The following is an 18,828-nucleotide window of genomic DNA, read 5'->3' on the forward strand; positions in this document are numbered from 1 at the left end:
AACGACAGCTTTTTTTTTGTCTAAAGAATAGGATAACATGATAAGAGGATACACGACACCTGTTACGGAAATTTCGGAAAAAGACTTTGACGCACTTGTGACACTAGCGTTAGAAGAAGACCTACCTGCGGGTGATATCACAACTGATTCTCTTTTCCGTTCTGATGAATTTTGTAAGGCAGAGCTCCTGGCAAAAGAGGATGGTATCTTGTGTGGCCTTGCCGTTTTACCATGCCTCATTCGGAAAACGAATGCTAACGTGGTATGGAAACCCATCCTTATCGATGGTGCCACACTTTCCAAGGGCACAGTCATTGGCAAATTAGAGGGTTCTCTTGTTTCCGTTTTAAAAATGGAACGAATCCTTTTAAATTTTATCCAATACCTTTCAGGTATTGCAACAAACGCAAGTAAGGTGGCAAATGAATTTCCGAATCTTTTGGTTTTAGATACCAGGAAAACTCTGCCAGGTTATAGAAAACTAGCTAAGTATGCAGTATACACTGGTGGAGGGGCTAATCACCGATTGAATTTGTCTGAAATGGCAATGCTTAAAGATAACCATGTAGCAAAAGCAGGATCTATACAAACTGCTGTGCAAATTGTTCGAAATGCTAATCCGGATAAAAAAATAGAACTAGAAATCGATGGTCTATCGCAGCTTGATGAAGCTATGAATTCAAATCCTGATATTATTTTGTTAGATAATTTTTCTGATTCTGATACAGAAAAAGCAATAGAACGAATCAAAGGAAATTCTCCTCAGATTCGTATAGAATGTTCGGGTGGGATTACGCCAGAAAAGTTAAAATTCCTCTCTAGGTTCCAAGATATCGGTGTGAGTATGGGTTATTTAACACATACAGTAAAGTTTTTAGATATAAGTTTGGATATCAAATAATGGGATTGTACCAAGACATTAAAGATAAACAGGAGTTATTCGATGCTGTCCATAAAAGACTGGGTCCAGAAAAAGCCAGTTTTATAGAAAAAGCTTACAATGTTGCGGACAAAATGCATACGGGGCAAAAAAGATTATCGGGAGAGCCTTATATCATCCATCCAATGAATGTAGCTTCCGTACTCGATGAACTGGGTTTGGATGAAAGAGCCATTGCTGCCGGTCTTTTGCATGATGTGGTAGAAGATACTAGTTACAGCAAAGAAGAAATGGCTCGTGAGTTTGGTGAAGATATTGCCGCACTTGTCGAAGGTGTGACTAAAATTTCTGAAATCAAATCGCAATCGAAAGAAACAGAAGCCGCAGAGAATATTCGCAAGATGTTACTGGCAACAATCAAAGATGTGCGGGTGATGTTAATTAAATTAGCTGATAAAACACATAACGTCCGAACCTTAAAATTCCAACCGGAAGAAAAACAAAAACGAATCGCCAAAGAAGTTTTATCGTTGTACGCACCCATTGCGGGTAGACTTGGTGTTTATAAAGTAAAGTTTGAGTTGGAAGATTTGGCTTTCCAATCTCTACACCCTGAAGAATACCAAGAAATTAAAAAACGTGTCTCTGCCAAAAAATCAGAACGTGATGAATACATTGAAAAAATAAAAATTATCCTTAAACAAAGGTTAGCAGAAATTAGTATTGATGCTCGTCTTGATGGTCGGGCAAAACATTTTTATTCCATTTATCGAAAGATGGTGACAAAGGAAAAATCTTTTTCAGAGATCTTTGACCTTCGCGCACTTCGGATCATCACAAATGAAATTAAGGATTGTTATGGAGTTCTTGGGATTGTTCATACACTTTGGACACCGATTCCTGGCAGATTTAAAGATTATATCGCAACACCCAAAACGAATTTATACCAATCCTTACATACAACTGTTTTTGGTCCCGATGGTCGACCGATGGAAGTACAAATTCGAACCAAAGATATGAATGCCATTGCTGAAAATGGTGTGGCTGCTCACTGGGCCTATAAGGAATCCACAAATCTATCGAAAACTTCAGTCATTCTGCAGAACGGTGTAGAAAATGCCTTCCGAATGAAATGGTTAGAGATTCTAAAATCTTGGCAAGACCCAAGCCTTGATTCGAAAGAATTTATGGAAGAACTACAATATGATCTCCATGAAGATGAGGTTTTTGTTTTTACCCCCAAAGGTGAGATCATCGAGATGCCAAAAGGTGCCACTGTACTCGATTATGCTTTCCGAATTCATACTGATGTGGGACTTCATGCTCGAGGTGGGAAGGTGAATGGACGAATGGTTACACTTCGTACGGAACTGAAGTCTGGCGACCAGGTTGAGATCATCACTGAAAAAAGTTCTAAACCCTCACCTATTTGGTTACGAATTGTCAAAACATCTGGCGCAAGACAGAAGTTACGTGCTTATTTTAGAAAATTACAAGAAGACTCACAAAGAGAAACGATTGGTTCTGTATTGGAAACATCAACACATGCGATAGATGAAAATACAATTAAAGAAATCAAAAAAGTAAAAATCAAAAAACCTCACAAGGCGCACCCACACCAAGAAGAGTCCAAAGAGTTTGGTATCTCGGTTGCCGGCTGGAATGATGTGCCTGTTAGAGTAGCTTCTTGTTGTACGCCCATCCCTGGGGATGAGATTATTGGTTTTATTACCCGAGGAAGGGGAGTGAGTGTTCATAAAAAAGATTGTACGACCGCAACCAAACAACTCGAGTGGATGAAAACCATTCCTGTTCGTTGGGAGGGACCAGGGGAACCGATCCCGATTCAAATCGAAGTGCGAGCCAAAGATGTGCAAGGAATCTATTTATCAATGGTGGAATCCATTTCTAGTACAGAAACAAATATTTTGGAAGCAGGGGCATCTTCTCATCCCAATGGAACTCTGACCGCCAAATTTATGTTAGAAGTAGATCATTTAGACCAGTTGAAGGAAATTCTGGAAAACTTACGAATGATCCAGGGTGTTGTTTTTGCTGAGCGAGTTAAAAAATAAACCATTGCACCTGGTTTGGTGCCAGTTTGAAGTATATTCCTTTCTCCGACTTCGTTTGCGGATAAGTGTTCCCTGTCACTATATCTGTTAAACTTGGTTTGAATTGGATTCCTTCTTGGAATGAAATCCAACCTGATACTTCCGCAGTTTGTTCATTCCAAAGAAAAAGCTCTGTAACCTTTTCTGTTTCGATGGATTTAACAAAAACAGAACGGCCATTGTATTCTTTGTAATCTGGCCAGAAAACCAAACTATTCGCTTGTCTTTTGGCGGTTACGACAAACGCCCGATCATAAAACTCTTTAGAACTGAGATCCGTTTCTTCATCGTCTGTATGGATCATTTGGACAGGAATTTTTTGGGTGGATCCCACCTCTTGTCCGGCATGGAATAATAGAATACATTCGGTAGCACAAAGAAGGCTAAAATAAGCGTGGGAGTTGTCACCAAATTGATGTTTGGCTCTTTCTTCGTCATGGTTTTCTAAAAATCGAATTTTTTTTAGTCCAGAATTTTGTCGTAAGTTTTGGGAAATGAAGTTGAAGTTTTGATTTTTGAAGGCATCATACATAGACTTATCGTAACTAGCATCAAATCCTAAATTGAGGAGTCTATCCTCCATTTCCCAATAGGCTTCCGCGTAGAATTTAAAATCGGGATACTCTTCTCGAACGGATTGAATCACACGACTCCAATCATAAAAAGATTTTTTTCCATGGGTTTTTTCAAAAACATCTGGAAGAAGTAACATCGCCATATCACAGCGAACACCATCACTCTGTTTGGCGATACTTTTTAGTATCTCTATGTGTTTTTTCTCTACATTCGGGTTTGAAAAATCCCATTGGATGGTATCGGTCCAACCATCAAAGTAAGGATCTCTTCCATGTACGTATACGTTTCCGTTTTGATGTAAAAAAGAATTTTTAAGGGAAACCGATTCACTTGCGATTAAAAAAAGATCAGGATTGGAATCAACAAGAGGGGAATCAATGGCTATATGGTTTGGCACAAAGTCTAGGATAAGTTTTTTTCCCAATCGTTTTAGGTTTGTATGAAGGTCTGTTAAGTCCTTCTCTTTTGAAACAAGGGCGTCAGGTAAATATTCGAAAATAGCATAGGGCGATCCGTAAATATCTTCTAACTCGAGGTTTTGTTTTACGGAATGGTAGTTGGATTGGAGTTCCGGCATGGTTTGTGCGATGAACCTAGATTTGGGGCTATTTTTCCAGACTCCCATGAACCAAATTTCATCGGCCCAAAGAAAGGATGGGGATTTTTTTAGGTCAAGGATCAGAGATTCGAGTGGTTCCTTCATTTTTGCACAAAAAAGCCTTGAGCCTATCTCGTACAAATGGATTTGATGGAAGGGATGTTTCATAACAAAGTTCAATTACTCAAGTATAGTTCCTCCTTGCGCAAGTTCCTTTTGGTTGGTTTGACAGGACTTTTGTCAATGCTCCTTACCTTAAATTGTTCTGAAGAAGATACAAAAGAACCATTATCTAAGGTCAATGACATTCCTTGGCAGGGAGATTTGGCTTCCATTCCAAATGCTCTGCGTGTGAAAAATCCTGTCGCAGATCCAAAAGCAAAGAAAGGAGGAAAGATCCGAGTTTATTCTCATCAGTTCCCTAAATCTTTAAATTATTATTTAGATCAGTTTACCACAACGGCACGTATCTTTACCAGTTTATATGAACCTCTCACTGGTTATCATCCCCTCACCTTAGAAACCATTCCCCATTTAGCAAGGGAATGGAAAATCTCACCTGACAAAAAGAAATTTACATTTTATCTAGATCCGAACGCTCGTTGGTCTGACGGAAAATCTGTAACGGCAGATGATGTTATCTTTACTTATGACACCATCATGAATCCCAAAAATGGAACCGCCGTTTTTCGTGTCTCTTTATCAAGATTCTTAAAACCAGTGAAATTGGATGACCTAACAGTTGTATTCGAGGCGAAGGAAGTGCATTGGAATAACTTCAATGATGTAGCTTCTTCCATTTTTATCCTTCCGAAACACCATTTTGAGGGGAAAGATTTTAACAAAGAAAATATGGAATTTCCTGTAGTCTCTGGCCCCTACAAAATTACCGAAGTAAAAAAGAATCGTTATATCAAACTCGAAAGAAGAGGGGACTGGTGGCAAAGAGCCTATCCTTTCAATGAAGGTCGTAATAACTTCGATCAAATCGTCTACAAAGTATATAACGAAGAAGCAGTAGCACTCCAAGCATTTAAAAAAGGAGACATTGATATCTATCCTGTTTATTCCGCTTTTGTTTGGGTAGAAGAAGCGAAAGGTGAACCATTTGATAAAAATTGGATCGCCAAACAAAGGATATTTAATTTAAAACCCATTGGATTTCAAGGTTGGGCCATGAATTCAAGACGTTCTATTTTCTCTGACAAACGTGTGAGAGAAGCAATGAACTTACTTGTGGATCGGAAACTCATGATCGACAAACTAGCGTATGGTGAGTATGATCCCACAAATAGTTATTATCCAGATTTTTATTTAGGTGGAGAAAAAAATCCAAACCAACCTACTGAGTTTAATATTGAAAAAGCAAGGAAACTACTTGCAGAAGCGGGTTGGAAACCAAACGCCGAAGGAATTTTGGAGAAGGATGGAAAACCATTCCAATTTTCTATTTTAGATCGTGATAAAAAAACGGAAAAGTATTTCACTGTATTTCTTGAGAAAGCAAAAGAAGTGGGAATTCGTGCATCAATTGATACTTTAGATTTGGCTGCTTGGAGTGAAAGAGTTGATAAGTATGATTTTGATATGACATGGGCCGCTTGGGGATCGGGAATTTTTAAAGATCCAGAATCGCAATGGTTATCCAAATATGCAGACGAAGCCGGACAACCAAACTTACCTGGTCTTAAAATGGCGGAAGTGGACAAACTCATCGAAAAACAAAAAACAGAATTTTCTGTCGCCAAAAGAAATGAAATCTTAAAACAAATCGATCGGATTGTTTATAAAGAATATCCTTATGTTTTGTTATGGCATTTACCAAGCACAAGACTTCTGTATTGGCAAAAATATGGAGTGCCTAGTCTTCCTCTCGGAAAGTATGGGGATGAAAGTTTTTCTTCTGACTACTGGTGGTACGATGAAGAAAAAGATAAAAATTTATCCGAGGCTTTGGCCAAAAAAGAAAAATTTACCGATTACGAAGCTGTGGTTCGTTGGAAGTAGAAATTAAGTAGTGCAAGAGAAAAAAGGTCCAATTAAGGGGATCAGAGACAAGCTCACCGAACTCTGGAGTCAATATCCAAACTGGGGAAAAATTCCTCAGTTTTTGGAGTTATTGGAAAAAGGCCTCGACAAAGAGCTGTTTGTCGATCCGGATAAAAAGGAAATTCCCATTCCTATTGAGGATCTTCCTGTCGATGAAGTTTTACGGAAGTCTGGTTTCTTTCGTAACTTGTATGAAAAATTGTTTCCCGTATCTCATGTATTTCGAATTACCTATCGTTATGATAGGGAGTTTTTGGATAACTTTATGCCACTCTCTCGGGACGGGTATATTGGTCGTGGTTCCTACAAATTTGTTTACAAACTTCCTTGGAACCAAGTTGTTAAAATTGGAAAGTCTAAGTTACCTTCGGATGTAATCTTTGGATCTCTTTACAAAGAAGTCGGGCGTGACATCACTCGGTTTTTAAAACCAGAGGAAATTGAATTAAGAGATTTTTTAAAAAAACAAACTTTCCGTGATTCTAAAAAAGATGAAATTGATTTTAAATTCAAACGTTTGGGTTTGGAGAGATTACACTACTGGAAGTTAAAATCTCTCATTCCAGATTTGGTGGTTCCGACTCGATTTTTTATGGGTCTGAGAGTTCGAAACAATCCTTTTGGAATTCCCAATGTCACTCTCACACCTTGTGATCAGCAAACTCTACTTGCCGGCAAACATCTAAAAGAATTTACAATACGTAACGAAAAATTAGAACAAAATCCTATTTTAAATAAACTATTTCCCAAATGGAAATTGAATTTCGATTCTCACAGGTTTGGTGTGATCTCAAAATCCAAACTTAAAAAAATTGCTGTTGATTTCAATCGAGTGATCGAAGTTACCAAATTTTTAGCAGAAGAAGAAAAACTGATCTTTGATATTCATGCAGAAAATATCATCATCACTTTACCCGATTTTGAATTAAAAATTTTTGACTTCCACGTTTTTGACGACTACTTGTACGAACCTTCGGAAGAGAATCCTACACCAGAGATGGATCATATACTCATCATTGAAGAATTTATTAAATCCTTTGAATTGGACTGAAGTTATGCTGTTTTTTAAACGAAATCTCCTCTCCTTTTACATTCTTACATTAGTTTTTTTTGTATTTGGTTTTTACCAAGCCTACAAGTGGAAGTGGATTTGCGATGATGCTTATATAAGTTTTGTCTATGCCAGAAATTTTTATGAAGGTTCGGGTCTTGTATTTAATTCCGGCGAAAGAGTGGAAGGATATACAAATTTTCTTTGGACACTTCTTCTATCTTCTGGATTTGCGATTGGAATCAAACCACAAACCCTCTCGATAGGTGTTGGGATTTTCTTTTATTTGTCTACATTGTTTGTTTTTTTTAAAGAAGAGAACCGAGTTTCACTCGGGAAAGTTTACCCTCTTCTGATTGTTCATTTGGCACTGTTCTATCATCTTTATATCTTTGCCACTTCCGGTTTAGAAACTTCTGTTTTTACTTTTTTCATTTGTTTCGGATTGCTGTTATGGGAAAAGGAAAGTGACTTTCTTTTTCCCGTATTTTTCCTTTCGGCCTTGGTTCGACCCGAGGGAGCTCTCTTTTTGTTCGTGGCTTCATTGGATTTGATTTTTCGAAAACGAGATTGGAAACCCTTTGTATTTGGATTTTTGTTTTTATGTTTTCTCAGCTTTCGTTATTTCTATTACCAAGACATACTTCCCAATACCTTTTATGCCAAAGGAAATAAAGGGGCTTACTTTTTACAGGGGATCTATTATTTACTTTATTTCATTCAGTCCTACCCTTTATACCTTTTGATTCTTTTGATTGCTGGAATACAAATTTATAAGTCCTTTCAATACAAGAAGGAATTTCGGTTTTTATTTTCCTCAGTTCTATTATACATTCTTTATGTTTTTTATGTTGGCGGAGATTTTATGGGGAATCGGTTTTGGATTCCCATTTTACCATATCTGTCTTATTTGGCCTTTGTACAAATCAACGAATGGGATTTACATTCACAAATTGAGTCTCATCAAACAACATTATTTACTTCGCTTTATACAAAAAATCGGCTTCTTGTTTCATTTTTCTTTATTCTATCGACGGCCGTATATACGGATCCGTTAAAAATAAAGGGGACTCGGATTCCCGACTGGCATGGAATTGTCGAAGAACGGATGTTTTATGAAAACCATCTAATTCGATCTGATGGTTATGATGTGGGTGGACTTGCGGATTTCCGCGTAGTTTTCTTTGGTGCTCAAGCACATTTTATTTATTATTTAAGACCAACTTTTGCCTTTGAGGCCGAATCGGGTCTTACTGATCGGGAATTTGCAAAGAAAAAAGTCGAAACACGTGGAAGGATCGGCCATGAAGGAAAGCTTACCAAAGAAGATTTAAGCGAACGTAAGATAGATATCCTTCTCGACAATCGCCTTCACGGAGTTATTTTGCCGCATATCCAATACACTTGGAGAGGGGTTCCCATTCGCTTTTATGTTTGGAATTATGATCCTATTAAATTCAAACGTCTCTGTATTCGAGGTGATTGGAATTGTGATGATTTGTTTGCGACCTTCCAGGCAAACCATTGGGATCCCAACAAATCAAAATCTTTTGAGCAGAACTAATGGAATTTTCTCAAGTCATTTCCACCACCTTTGGTAAAGTCACCTACGGAACTGCCGGCAAACCAAGTTTAGATGATTTGAAAGAAATTTATCCAGTTTATCCCAAAACTCCAGAAGGGTGGATAGGGTATACAAAAGACTGGGCAAAAGGGGAATGGAATGATCCTTCACATCAAATCGTGACACTCAATCAAGTTCATGGAGATACCATCCATTCGATTCCTTCTGATTTAGAGACTAAGGATTCCCTTCCACTGTTTGCAGGAGATGGATTGTATACGGAATCACCAAATACCTTACTTGTCGTTCGCACGGCTGATTGTGTTCCAGTGTTTCTCTATTCCAACAAACGACCATTTGTAGCGGTTGTCCATTCTGGTTGGAAAGGAACGAGTTTAGGAATTGCAGAGCGATTGTTGGATGAAGTAGTAAGTAATGGTTATGATTTAGCCGAACTCCAAATGGAAATTGGACCTTATATTCAAGGTGGTGATTATGAGGTGGGGGAAGATGTAGCTGCCCATTTTCTTTCTTTAGGGGAAACTGTCTGTTTTCCAAAAGGAAATGGAAAGTTTTTATTGGATGTGGGACTTGCAATTGAAGTGAGAGTGCGCGAACGATTTAGAAATTTAAGCGAAATCAAAAATTCCCATATCAATGTATTTCAAAGCCCTCTTTACTTTAGCCATAGGGCAAAAGAAGAGGGCCGCAATTTAAACTTTATACTCTGGGAATCTTAAGAAGAGTTTCTTTGATCTTTTCTAGGATTTTTTCTCGTTTGATGGGCTTTACGATATAGTCCATTGCTCCATTTTCGAGAAGGGCTTTGATCACCGAAGGAGTATTTTCTTCAGAGATGAAAAGGATTCTTGGAAGAACACCCATTTCTTTCATATCCCAGAATGCAGCATACCCATCGACCTCAGGAAGAAAAATTTCAATAGTAACAAGATCAATCTGTTGGCGATTGTCTTTATACATTTGTAAAAGTTCTTTTCCTGTTTCGGCGACTCCGATGATTTTGAAACCTTCTGATTCCAAAATCTGTTGGAGTTGTTTGGATTGGAATTTGGAATTCTCTGCTATGAGAATTTGATAAGGTCTGCCTGTCGGTCCGATGCCTGCTTGCATGATGATCTCCGTAGTTTATCCAAGTGCCTTTTCGATTTCAACACCAATTTCTTTTGTACCGAGGACGGATGTGCCTTCTTCGGCAATATCTCTCGTTCGGAACCCCTTCTTTAGAACCGTTCGAATGGCATTTTCAATGGCCACGGCCTCTGTTTCCAATCCAAAAGAGTATCGGAGCATAAGGGCTCCCGACAAGATTTGTGCAATGGGGTTTGCGATTCCTTTACCTGCGATGTCAGGAGCGGATCCACCAGATGGTTCATAGAGACCAAATCCAGATTCGGAGAGCGAAGCGGATGGTAACATTCCAATGGATCCTGTGATGATGGATGCTTCGTCAGATAGGATATCTCCGAACATATTTTCGCAGAGCATGACATCAAATTGTTTAGGTTTTACGATAAGTTGCATCGCTGCATTGTCTACGTAGAGGTGTTCCAAAATACAATCCGAGTATTCTGCTTTATGAAGGGCTACAACCACTTCTCGCCATAACACAGAAGTGGTAAGAACGTTTGCTTTATCAATACTTGTGACTTTTTTATTTCGTTTTCTAGCGGCATCAAAAGCCGTGCGTGCGATTCGTTCGATCTCTCGACGAGAGTATCTCATGGTGTCATATGCAAATTCTTCTGGCCCACTTCCTTCTCTCCCTTTTGGTTTTCCAAAATAGATTCCAGAAGTGAGTTCTCTTAGGATTAGAATATCTAGGCCATCACCGATGATGTCCCCTCGGATGGGACTTGCTTTTTTTAGTTCTGGATAAATGATCGCAGGCCTTAGGTTTGCAAATAAATCAAAATGTTTACGGAGTGGGAGAAGGGCACCGCGTTCTGGTTGTCTCTCAGGTGGGAGTGTTTCCCATTTAGGTCCACCAACGGATCCGAAAAATATGGCACTAGAGGATTCACAAAGTTTCAAAGTTTCTTCGGGAAGGGGAAATCCTGTGGCATCAATGGCAGCTCCACCAACTAACGCATGTTCAAATGTAAATTCGGATGATTGATTCCCTAATGCTTTTTTGACCACATTCAAGGCCACATCCATTACTTCGGGTCCTATCCCGTCTCCGGCAAGTACTGCTACTTTTTTCATTTCATATCCTTTAATACTGATTCTAAAATATCCAATCCTTCTGATGCTTTTTCTATGCTTAAGATGAGTGGAGGTATAATTCTAATTACATTTCCTGCTGTGCTATTCACAACAAGGCCGCGTTTTAAACATTCTTCGACAACGGGTCTTGATTCGGAATACAATTCCACTCCAATGTGTAACCCACGTCCTCTCACTTGTTTGATTTTGCCAGTGGATTCCATCATGGTTTTCAATCGGGCAAACATTTGTTCAGAAATTGTGGAGACATGATCCAGTAGATTCCGAGACAAAATGATTTTGAATGTTTCGTAAGCTGCCACACAAGCCAAATGGTTTCCACCAAATGTAGACCCATGCATTCCTCGTTCGAGAACAGTTTCGAATTCTTTGGCAACAACGAGAGCCCCGATCGGAAATCCTGAACCGAGTGCTTTTGCGAGAGTGAAGGCATCGGGATACATTCCGTAATGTTCAAAACAAAACATCTTTCCTGTTCGTCCCATGCCCGTTTGGATTTCATCGAAAACTAGGAGTGAGTCTGTTTCTTCTGTGAGTTTACGTGCTAAGTTCACAAAAGATTGGCTAAGAGGAATGACTCCACCTTCTCCAATGATGAGTTCCATAATGATTCCGGCAACGGAGTCACCGTATTGTTCGAAGGCTTGCATAAGGGAATCTTCATTATTGGCTTCTACAAAGTAGACATCGGATGCAAGTTCCCCAAATCCATTCCGAACCGATTCATTCCCCGTCATCGTCATCGCAGAAAGAGTTCTGCCATGAAAGCTGGAGTGGAGGGCAAGGATCACTGGTTTTTCGATATTTTTTTTCACTCCATGGCGACGCATGAGTTTGAAGGCAGCTTCGTTGGCTTCCGTTCCCGAATTACATAAAAAAACTTTTCCAGGAATACTATTTTCGATAATGACTTCGGCAAGTTTTGCTTGTTCTTCTGAGTAATAGAGGTTAGACGAATGAAGGATTTTATCCATTTGGTTACGCATTGCTTCAATTAAATCCGCTTCTCCATGACCCAAATTGGATACGGCGATTCCTGCAAGGAAATCGATATAACCTTTGTTATCTTGATCGAAAATCATCTCACCTACACCATACGTAAAAGCGATGGGGTATCTGTTGTAAGTATTTAATAAGAATTTATCAGAAAGTTTTTTGATTTCTTCAAATTTGGTTTTGGTTTCGTTACTCATTTTAGTCCTGCCAGTTGTAAAAATTCTGTTTCTGCCAGGGAAATTTCTTTCCCAAGTGATTCCCAAAGATCAGGGATCTCGGATGTTTTTTTTAGTTTTTTAAGAGAGGCAAAGCTCGAATACACCTTTACCTTAGGTTCTGTTCCCGAAGGACGAATGGTGAGTTTAGCATTTCCTTCCAACTCCACTTGGATGACATTGGATTTGGGCATTCCTTTGAAAACGGATACTTTGGATTTCCCTTGTGCTTTTTGGATTTCGTAATCAAGCACTCCTACAACCTTACGCCCGCCAATGGTTTTTCCAATCAGGTTTTCCGTACGCAGAGTTTCGATGGCCTTTTTGATTTTGTCTTGTCCCGAACTTCCTTCTAGAGTTAGGGAATACAAACTTTCACGATACAATCCGTATTTTAAATAGATGGATTCTAAATAAGAAAGTAAATCTCCTTTTTCCGCAAGTATCTCCACAAAAAGTAAGGCACTCGATAACGAGTCTTTGTCCCGCACAAAAGGAACGGGTAAGTATCCGTAAGATTCTTCACCACCAAACAAGAATATATTATTCTTTTTTGATTCAATTTGTTTCATCTCTTCTGCGATGTATTTGAATCCGGTGAGCACGTTTTTGATTTTGATTCCATTTTTTTTGGCAATCGCTTCTTGTAGGTCCGTTGTCACAATTGTTTTTACCAAATGATAAGTTTTGGTTTTCGATTTTTTTCTTTCAGAAAGGTAGGCCGCCATTATGGATCCAATTTGGTTTCCATTTAGGTATTCGTATTCACCATCAAAACGACGAACTCCTACACCAAGTCTGTCCGCATCGGGATCCGTTGCAATGAAAGTAGCGGCTTTTTTCTTTTTGGCGTAAAACTCACATAAGGCGAGGGCTTCTTTTTCTTCTGGGTTTGGATACTTAACTGTCGGAAATTCCCCATCTGGTTTTTTTTGTTCAGGCACAAGGAATACAGATTTGTATCCAAAGAAATTTAACATTTCTTTCATATAGTCTCCACCAGTTCCATGTAACGGTGAATATACGATTCCTAAATTGTTTCTTATTTTTGGTTTTACTGCAGATAGAATCCCTGCTTGTTTTAATTCCTTTAAATAGGTTTTAAAAACAATCGGTCCCACCGGTTTTACAAATTTTTTATACTCTTTGTCTGTCTTTTTTACGAGTGGGATCGAAGTCCAATCATGGATATTACTAATTCTTCCGATGATGAGGGAATCATCAGGGGGAACAAGTTGTCCTCCATCGGCAAGATAGGCCTTGAATCCATTGTATTCTGGCGGGTTGTGGGAAGCTGTGATCACAATCCCACCACTTGCTTTGTAATAACGAATGGCATAAGAGAGAAGTGGAGTCGGAGTAACCTTGGGAAAAATGTAAACTTTAACTCCAAGTTTGGCGGCAATGCCTGCAGAAAGTTCTGCAAATTCTTTGGAAAACCTTCTCGAATCGTAAGCAATGACGATGGAGGCATCTTTTTTTGTGTCTCTTAAGTAGCTAATAAAACCGAGTGCGGCACGACCCACTGTATAGAGGTTCATTTTGCCAATTCCATTTCCAATCTTTCCCCGAATTCCCCCAGTCCCGAAAGTGAGTGGGACGGCAAAGGCATCGACTAGTTCGGAACTGATACCAGCCTGCCAATCTTCGTAAGCCTTTTTGGCTTCATTCTGGATTTCCGATGAAAAAGGTGATTTCGTCCAAGATAGGATATTGTCTTCTGGTTTCAACATAGCTTACATACTAATCTTTTGAAGCTAAGCAGTCTGGAAATCAATTTTGGAACCTAGAGAATTTTTCATAGAAGACAGGTTGGAACGATTCCGCCTGAATGCATTTTGCAATTTAGGAGAAAGTGGGCTTGCCCATTTCCTTTTGGAAGAGGTGATGGATATGGCGCAAATTTCTTGGAAAGATCTTGCCAAAATTCCGATGAACGATTCACCAAACCAAGGTTCCCTTGCCTTGCGAGAAGCCGTCGCCGCACTGTATCCAGGAGTGAGGCCCGAACAGGTACTAATCACAACGGGAACTGGTGAGGCCTTGTACTTAGCTTTCCATGTCGCCTTGCCACCAAAAGCAAAAGTAGCCCTGATTTGGCCTGCCTTCCAAGCCCTCTACGAAATTCCAAAAATGCTTGGGGCAGAGATCATCCAAGTGCCGCATGAAAGGGCTTTCCTTGCTTCCACTTGGAAGGAAATCCAAGCCGATTTATACATCATAAACCAACCGCACAATCCAACAGGGAAAACCTTTTCCGAATCCGAATGGAACTCTCTTCTGACCCACTTTAAAGAAGAAAAGAAAAAAGTTCTCTTTGACGAACACTACCGGTTTTTACCCGGTGCGGGAAGTCTCGGACGAACGGGTGTGGATCCAATACATTCCTTGTATGGAACGGGTTCTTTTACGAAATGTTTTGGAGTCACAGGGCTTAGGGTAGGTTGGCTTGTGGCAGAGGAATCCTTTCTCAAACGGGCTCGTTCTTTTAAAGACTATTTAACTCATACAGTTTCCCCCATCTCCGAACGGATGGCACTCGGACTTTTAAAATCCAAAGAGAGTTTCCTTCCGAAAATCCAAACCAGAGTGCGAGAGAATATTAGAATGTTCGATTCTGTTTGGAAAGAGTTACCTCATACCAAATCCTTTACGCCACCTGAAGGGGGACTTGTGGGTTGGTTAGAGCTTGAGAGTGGAATTTCCTCGGAGGTGTATGCGGACAAACTGTTCGAAAAAACAGGTGTTTTTGTTTTGCCAGGGATTAATTTTGAAGAAGAAGGTTACCTGCGGATCGGTTTTGGAGAGAGAGAGGATCGGATAAAAGAAGGCCTGTTAAGGTGGAGAGCATGTACGGATCTCATTTAAAAGCAAGCCTCCAACTTTTTCCGGGCATTGGGGAACGGAAGGAGAAACAATTGTTTGGTGTTGGAGTGTATAGTTGGGAATCTCTCATCCAATACCAAAAACAAAAAAACGATCCTCTCCTTCCTTCTGTTTCTATTTTATTAGAACGACTTGAAGAATTGGAAGGCCAACTCTCCGAAGCCAATTTTAGTTTTTTTACGACGGAACTTCCAAGTCTTGAGTATTGGAGGTTATGGCAAAACTTCCCCGAACGATTTTGTTTTCTGGATATTGAAACGACTGGAATTTCTGAATCTTCTGTGACCACAGTGGTGAGTATTTACCAAAATCATAGGATGTTAACTTTTGAAAGAGGAAAAGACCTCGAGTTTCTTTTTGATTCGATTGCGAGTGATGATATCCTTGTCACTTACAACGGGAAACGATTCGATGTTCCTTTTTTAGAAAGGGAATTTCGTTACCGAGTGAAAAACCCACAACTGGATTTGATGAATCTTTTACATTCGATAGGAATCAAAGGGGGCCTCAAAAAATCAGAAGTGCAACTGGGGCTTGTTCGTCCGGATGAGATTGTAGGAATGGATGGAAGACAAGCTCCACTCCTTTGGTTTGAATACCAAAGGACCAACAATATGGAGGCGTTGGATAAACTGATTGCTTATAACAGGGAAGATACGAAAAATTTAGAAATCGTTTTAGAAAAAACGATTCATAGGCTAACAGAAAATCGTTTGTTTTAGTGTGGTCCGTACATATACTCTCTGAGTATACTCATCTCTGCTTGGGTTCTTGTGAGTTTTGTTTTCACTGCATCTCCGATGGAGATAAGTCCAATGATTTTATCACCATCAAGAACAGGCATGTGTCGAAACCTTTTGGTGATCATGTTGTTGAGAATGTCATCCACGTCTTCATCAGGACCGGCCACAGTGAGTTGTGTGGTCATCACATCTTTTAATTTGATTTTGTCTAAGTTTGCATGGTCTTTGGCAACCACTCGCATCAAATCTCTTTCCGTAAAAATTCCCACAAGTTTGCCTTGGAAGGTAACAATGAGAGATCCTACTTTGGCACCAACCATCATCTGAGTGGCTTCCAAAACATTTTTATCTTCTTCGATGGAAAGAACAGAGGACGCTTTGTCTTTTAAAATATCTTTTACGGACATGATTCCTATCGGTTTATAGGAATTTAGAGAGATAGCAAGAAATTTTTAGGAGGAATGTGAGGAAAGACACGGGTTTTTGGAGCGTATCGGGATCGAACCGATGACCTTCTGAATGCAAATCAGATGCTCTCCCAGCTGAGCTAACGCCCCGTATCTTTATGGGCCTGACAAGATTTGAACTTGTGACCCCTCGCTTATCAAGCGAGTGCTCTAACCAACTGAGCTACAGGCCCGGGATACGAACAGTATTTTTCGACAGGGGTCTGTGGGCAATCTTTTTTTACGATTATTTTAAGAAAGTATTATGGAAAATTTAGAGTGAAATTTCTAAGATTAGATCATCTAACAAGAGTAATGCCGCAGGTTTCCATTGGAACACTCCCGATTCTATCGAACAGAGGCCTTTTTTATCCCAACCTTCAATGGTTCTTAAGTATTTGATTTTTGATTCTGAATCCAAATAGGTATCTATAAAATCCAAATACCGAAAGGGGGAAAATAATCGGAATAGTGTTAGGCTTAGTTCTGTAGATGGATCTGCGGGTTCATACTTTGTATTACTTGGTTTTTTCTGGTACAAACTAGAATTTCTGGGATTGCCATACCTATGCCCTTCGATCATTCCATGAGCCCCAGGTCCAATGCCTAAATAGGGTTCATAGGTCCAATACTTCAGGTTGTGCCGAGATTCAAATCCTGGTTTTGCATAATTGGAAACTTCATACCAAAGGTAACCATGTTCCTTTAATAACACAGGTAAGTTGGTAAGAATTTCCGATTGGATGTTTTCTTCTGGTTCTCTCTTTTTATGATCAGTCACATCCCGAGAATACTGGGTACCTTTTTCTAAAGTTAAAGAATACAAACTCAAATGGGGTAGACCGGCCTCTAAAAACAGATTTAAATCTCTATAAAAAGATTCTTTCGAAACTCCTGGAATTCCATACATCAAATCAATTCCCACGCGTTCGATGGGAGAATGAGTCAGAACATCGACAAGGGCTCCATACCTCTCGCTATCGTAGTGGCGACCAAGAAATTCCAGACCCTTTGGTTCTAAGGTTTGGACTCCCACATTCACACGGTTGATTCCTATCGAATCATATTCCTCTAAAAGCTCCGCACTTAAATCTTCTGGATTCACTTCGATAGAAATTTCTGTATCGTCGGCAAAAGAAAACTCAGAACGTAAAAAATTTAAGAAGTCTTTCCAACTTTTGGAAGAGGCCTTAGAGGGAGTGCCGCCACCAAAAAAAACAGTATCGATGGTTCGGTTTTTGATTTCGGGAAAATGGATTTTCCTTTCTAAGATTTCTTTTTGATACGCCTGGAATAGCAACTTTTCATCGTTAGCTGGTGCAGCTCCAATTCCTTCGGAATAAAAATCACAGTAGTCACATTTTTTAAAACAATAGGGAAAGTGGACATAGACTCCCAAATAAGAATTTCGGACTTGCCAGATGGTTTGTTTGTCTAATAGTTCCATAAGTATGAAAGGGTTTGTATCGACTCTGTTTTTTTTAGGAATCTCTACCTCTCCGATCCTTTCACAGACACTTGTAGAACCAAACCAAAACTTTGTTTGGGAAACATTTTCTTTTGTCTTTCCGGAACCTGTAGTGGTAAAACAAGAATCCACAATAAGTAAAAAACTCACAGTGTATCCTGCAAAACGAGATGGATTTTTTATGATCGTGCGAACTCTTCCTTGGAGTGAACCATTGATAGATAAAACACTTTGGATGGATTCGGTATTTACAAGGGGAATCGAACCTAAAACATTCCCAAAAATACTAGGAAATCTAAACTTTCAAGTTTTCCAAGCAGACCAAGTCCGAAACCAAAATGCCCTGCGAAACCAAGTATGGATTTGTCTGGATTCCAAACCCGCTTTATGGATCTGGATCCAATGGAAGAGCGATCGTAAAGACCTCAACGAATTCTTTGAATCCAACCGCTTTCTTTCGCTTTAATGGTAGTCTCTTGAGTTTTATGCTTGTCTCCACTTATTTCTTGGAAAGATTGGAAGTCAGTGGGGCCTATAGCTCAGTTGGTTAGAGCAGCAGACTCATAATCTGCGGGTCGAAGGTTCGAGCCCTTCTGGGCCCACAAAACAGGAAAGGAATCGATATTCTATGGAGTTTTATGAAGGATAGATTCTAAAGTTTAACGCAACACTTCCTTTATTTTTTCCGCGGGAGTTTTCCAGCCAAGCGTTTTTCTTGGACGCTCATTTAAAAGCTTTTGGACTCTTTTCAGTTCTTTTCTTGATATATCATTAAAGTCAGTTTTTTTAGGAAAGAAATCTCTTATTAGCATATTCGTATTTTCACAAGTCCCCCTTTCCCAAGGACTTCCCGGATGACAAAAATATACTTTCATTTGAGTATCTTTTGTAAATAGCTTATGGTTACTCATTTCTTTACCTTGATCATAAGTTATCGAAAGTCTAAGCTCTGTTGGCATTTTTTTTAGTTCCTTGGCAAAACTTTTTCTGACGGT

At 39.5% G+C, this 18,828-nt stretch carries 17 protein-coding genes and 3 tRNA genes; 10 read left to right on the forward strand and 10 right to left on the reverse strand.

The features are described from left to right. Positions 1 to 37 precede the first annotated feature (37 nt). On the forward strand, positions 38 to 901 hold the full coding sequence (gene nadC / locus LEP1GSC199_RS07595; RefSeq protein ID WP_002980153.1) for a carboxylating nicotinate-nucleotide diphosphorylase: 864 nt from the start codon (positions 38 to 40) through the stop codon (positions 899 to 901). Beyond that, entirely contained in the window at positions 901 to 2,955 is a 2,055-nt protein-coding gene (locus tag LEP1GSC199_RS07600; protein ID WP_002980128.1) for a RelA/SpoT family protein, read from the forward strand. Before nadC ends, LEP1GSC199_RS07600 begins: the two co-directional genes overlap by 1 nt. Here the strand turns inward: LEP1GSC199_RS07600 and LEP1GSC199_RS07605 are convergent. Further along, complete coding sequence (locus LEP1GSC199_RS07605; RefSeq protein WP_039926359.1) at positions 2,945 to 4,273, reverse strand: alpha-amylase family protein; 1,329 nt, start codon at positions 4,271 to 4,273, stop codon at positions 2,945 to 2,947. The two genes, LEP1GSC199_RS07600 and LEP1GSC199_RS07605, sit on opposite strands and share 11 nt — an antisense overlap. 54 nt (positions 4,274 to 4,327) lie before the next feature. On the opposite strand from LEP1GSC199_RS07605, the gene LEP1GSC199_RS07610 reads away from it, so the two are divergent. From LEP1GSC199_RS07610 to LEP1GSC199_RS07625, 4 genes are read left to right on the forward strand one after another with little or no spacing between them, the layout of a single operon-like run. After that, complete coding sequence (locus LEP1GSC199_RS07610; RefSeq protein WP_415857902.1) at positions 4,328 to 6,175, forward strand: extracellular solute-binding protein; 1,848 nt, start codon at positions 4,328 to 4,330, stop codon at positions 6,173 to 6,175. A 31-nt stretch (positions 6,176 to 6,206) separates the two neighbouring features. Next, complete coding sequence (locus LEP1GSC199_RS07615) at positions 6,207 to 7,268, forward strand: hypothetical protein (RefSeq protein ID WP_232420712.1); 1,062 nt, start codon at positions 6,207 to 6,209, stop codon at positions 7,266 to 7,268. A gap of 4 nt (positions 7,269 to 7,272) precedes the next feature. After that, a complete protein-coding gene (locus LEP1GSC199_RS07620; RefSeq protein ID WP_002980091.1) occupies positions 7,273 to 8,832 on the forward strand; it encodes a hypothetical protein in 1,560 nt (519 codons plus the stop codon). Next, positions 8,832 to 9,572, forward strand: coding sequence for a purine nucleoside phosphorylase YfiH/LACC1 family protein (locus LEP1GSC199_RS07625; protein WP_002980144.1), 741 nt, complete (start codon positions 8,832 to 8,834; stop codon positions 9,570 to 9,572). The genes LEP1GSC199_RS07620 and LEP1GSC199_RS07625 overlap by 1 nt, the downstream gene beginning before the upstream one ends. Here the strand turns inward: LEP1GSC199_RS07625 and LEP1GSC199_RS07630 are convergent. The 4 genes from LEP1GSC199_RS07630 to LEP1GSC199_RS07645 are packed head-to-tail and all read right to left on the reverse strand — an operon-like array spanning position 9,553 to position 14,023. Next, positions 9,553 to 9,963, reverse strand: a complete 411-nt coding sequence (locus LEP1GSC199_RS07630; protein ID WP_002980165.1) for a response regulator — start codon at positions 9,961 to 9,963, stop codon at positions 9,553 to 9,555. The two genes, LEP1GSC199_RS07625 and LEP1GSC199_RS07630, sit on opposite strands and share 20 nt — an antisense overlap. Before the next feature lie 15 nt (positions 9,964 to 9,978). Next, a complete protein-coding gene (gene leuB, locus LEP1GSC199_RS07635) occupies positions 9,979 to 11,058 on the reverse strand; it encodes a 3-isopropylmalate dehydrogenase (RefSeq protein WP_002980099.1) in 1,080 nt (359 codons plus the stop codon). Next, a complete protein-coding gene (locus LEP1GSC199_RS07640; protein ID WP_002980163.1) occupies positions 11,055 to 12,272 on the reverse strand; it encodes an aspartate aminotransferase family protein in 1,218 nt (405 codons plus the stop codon). The genes leuB and LEP1GSC199_RS07640 overlap by 4 nt, the downstream gene beginning before the upstream one ends. Then, positions 12,269 to 14,023 carry a phospho-sugar mutase gene (locus LEP1GSC199_RS07645; RefSeq protein ID WP_002980112.1) on the reverse strand — a complete coding sequence of 585 codons (1,755 nt, stop codon included), beginning with the start codon at positions 14,021 to 14,023 and terminating at the stop codon, positions 12,269 to 12,271. Before LEP1GSC199_RS07645 ends, LEP1GSC199_RS07640 begins: the two co-directional genes overlap by 4 nt. Positions 14,024 to 14,069: 46 nt before the next feature. Between LEP1GSC199_RS07645 and LEP1GSC199_RS07650 the strand changes: the two genes are divergently transcribed. After that, complete coding sequence (locus LEP1GSC199_RS07650) at positions 14,070 to 15,158, forward strand: pyridoxal phosphate-dependent aminotransferase (protein ID WP_002980141.1); 1,089 nt, start codon at positions 14,070 to 14,072, stop codon at positions 15,156 to 15,158. After that, complete coding sequence (locus LEP1GSC199_RS07655; RefSeq protein WP_002980097.1) at positions 15,140 to 15,898, forward strand: ribonuclease H-like domain-containing protein; 759 nt, start codon at positions 15,140 to 15,142, stop codon at positions 15,896 to 15,898. The genes LEP1GSC199_RS07650 and LEP1GSC199_RS07655 overlap by 19 nt, the downstream gene beginning before the upstream one ends. Here the strand turns inward: LEP1GSC199_RS07655 and LEP1GSC199_RS07660 are convergent. The 4 genes from LEP1GSC199_RS07660 to hemW all read right to left on the reverse strand — a co-directional run bounded on the left by LEP1GSC199_RS07660 (position 15,895) and on the right by hemW (position 17,812). Next, a complete protein-coding gene (locus tag LEP1GSC199_RS07660; RefSeq protein ID WP_002975245.1) occupies positions 15,895 to 16,326 on the reverse strand; it encodes a CBS domain-containing protein in 432 nt (143 codons plus the stop codon). The genes LEP1GSC199_RS07655 and LEP1GSC199_RS07660 overlap by 4 nt on opposite strands. A gap of 77 nt (positions 16,327 to 16,403) precedes the next feature. After that, positions 16,404 to 16,476, reverse strand: a tRNA-Ala gene (locus LEP1GSC199_RS07665). A 9-nt stretch (positions 16,477 to 16,485) separates the two neighbouring features. After that, positions 16,486 to 16,559, reverse strand: a tRNA-Ile gene (locus LEP1GSC199_RS07670). An 80-nt stretch (positions 16,560 to 16,639) separates the two neighbouring features. After that, positions 16,640 to 17,812 (reverse strand): radical SAM family heme chaperone HemW, encoded by a 1,173-nt coding sequence (gene hemW, locus LEP1GSC199_RS07675; RefSeq protein WP_002980171.1) that lies wholly within the window; start codon positions 17,810 to 17,812, stop codon positions 16,640 to 16,642. A gap of 133 nt (positions 17,813 to 17,945) precedes the next feature. Here hemW and LEP1GSC199_RS07680 point away from each other — a divergent pair, with 133 nt between their 5' ends. Together LEP1GSC199_RS07680 and LEP1GSC199_RS07685 are read left to right on the forward strand one after the other, a co-directional pair. After that, positions 17,946 to 18,299 carry a hypothetical protein gene (locus tag LEP1GSC199_RS07680; RefSeq protein WP_232420708.1) on the forward strand — a complete coding sequence of 118 codons (354 nt, stop codon included), beginning with the start codon at positions 17,946 to 17,948 and terminating at the stop codon, positions 18,297 to 18,299. 62 nt (positions 18,300 to 18,361) lie between these two features. After that, positions 18,362 to 18,435: transfer RNA gene (locus LEP1GSC199_RS07685), tRNA-Ile, on the forward strand. Between the two features lie 57 nt (positions 18,436 to 18,492). Here the strand turns inward: LEP1GSC199_RS07685 and LEP1GSC199_RS07690 are convergent. Further along, positions 18,493 to 18,828, reverse strand: a 336-nt coding sequence (locus tag LEP1GSC199_RS07690) for an IS30 family transposase (RefSeq protein ID WP_002980182.1), incomplete at its 5' end; no start/stop codon positions are given.

Source organism: Leptospira vanthielii serovar Holland str. Waz Holland = ATCC 700522, assembly GCF_000332455.1.
GTDB lineage: Bacteria > Spirochaetota > Leptospiria > Leptospirales > Leptospiraceae > Leptospira_A > Leptospira_A vanthielii.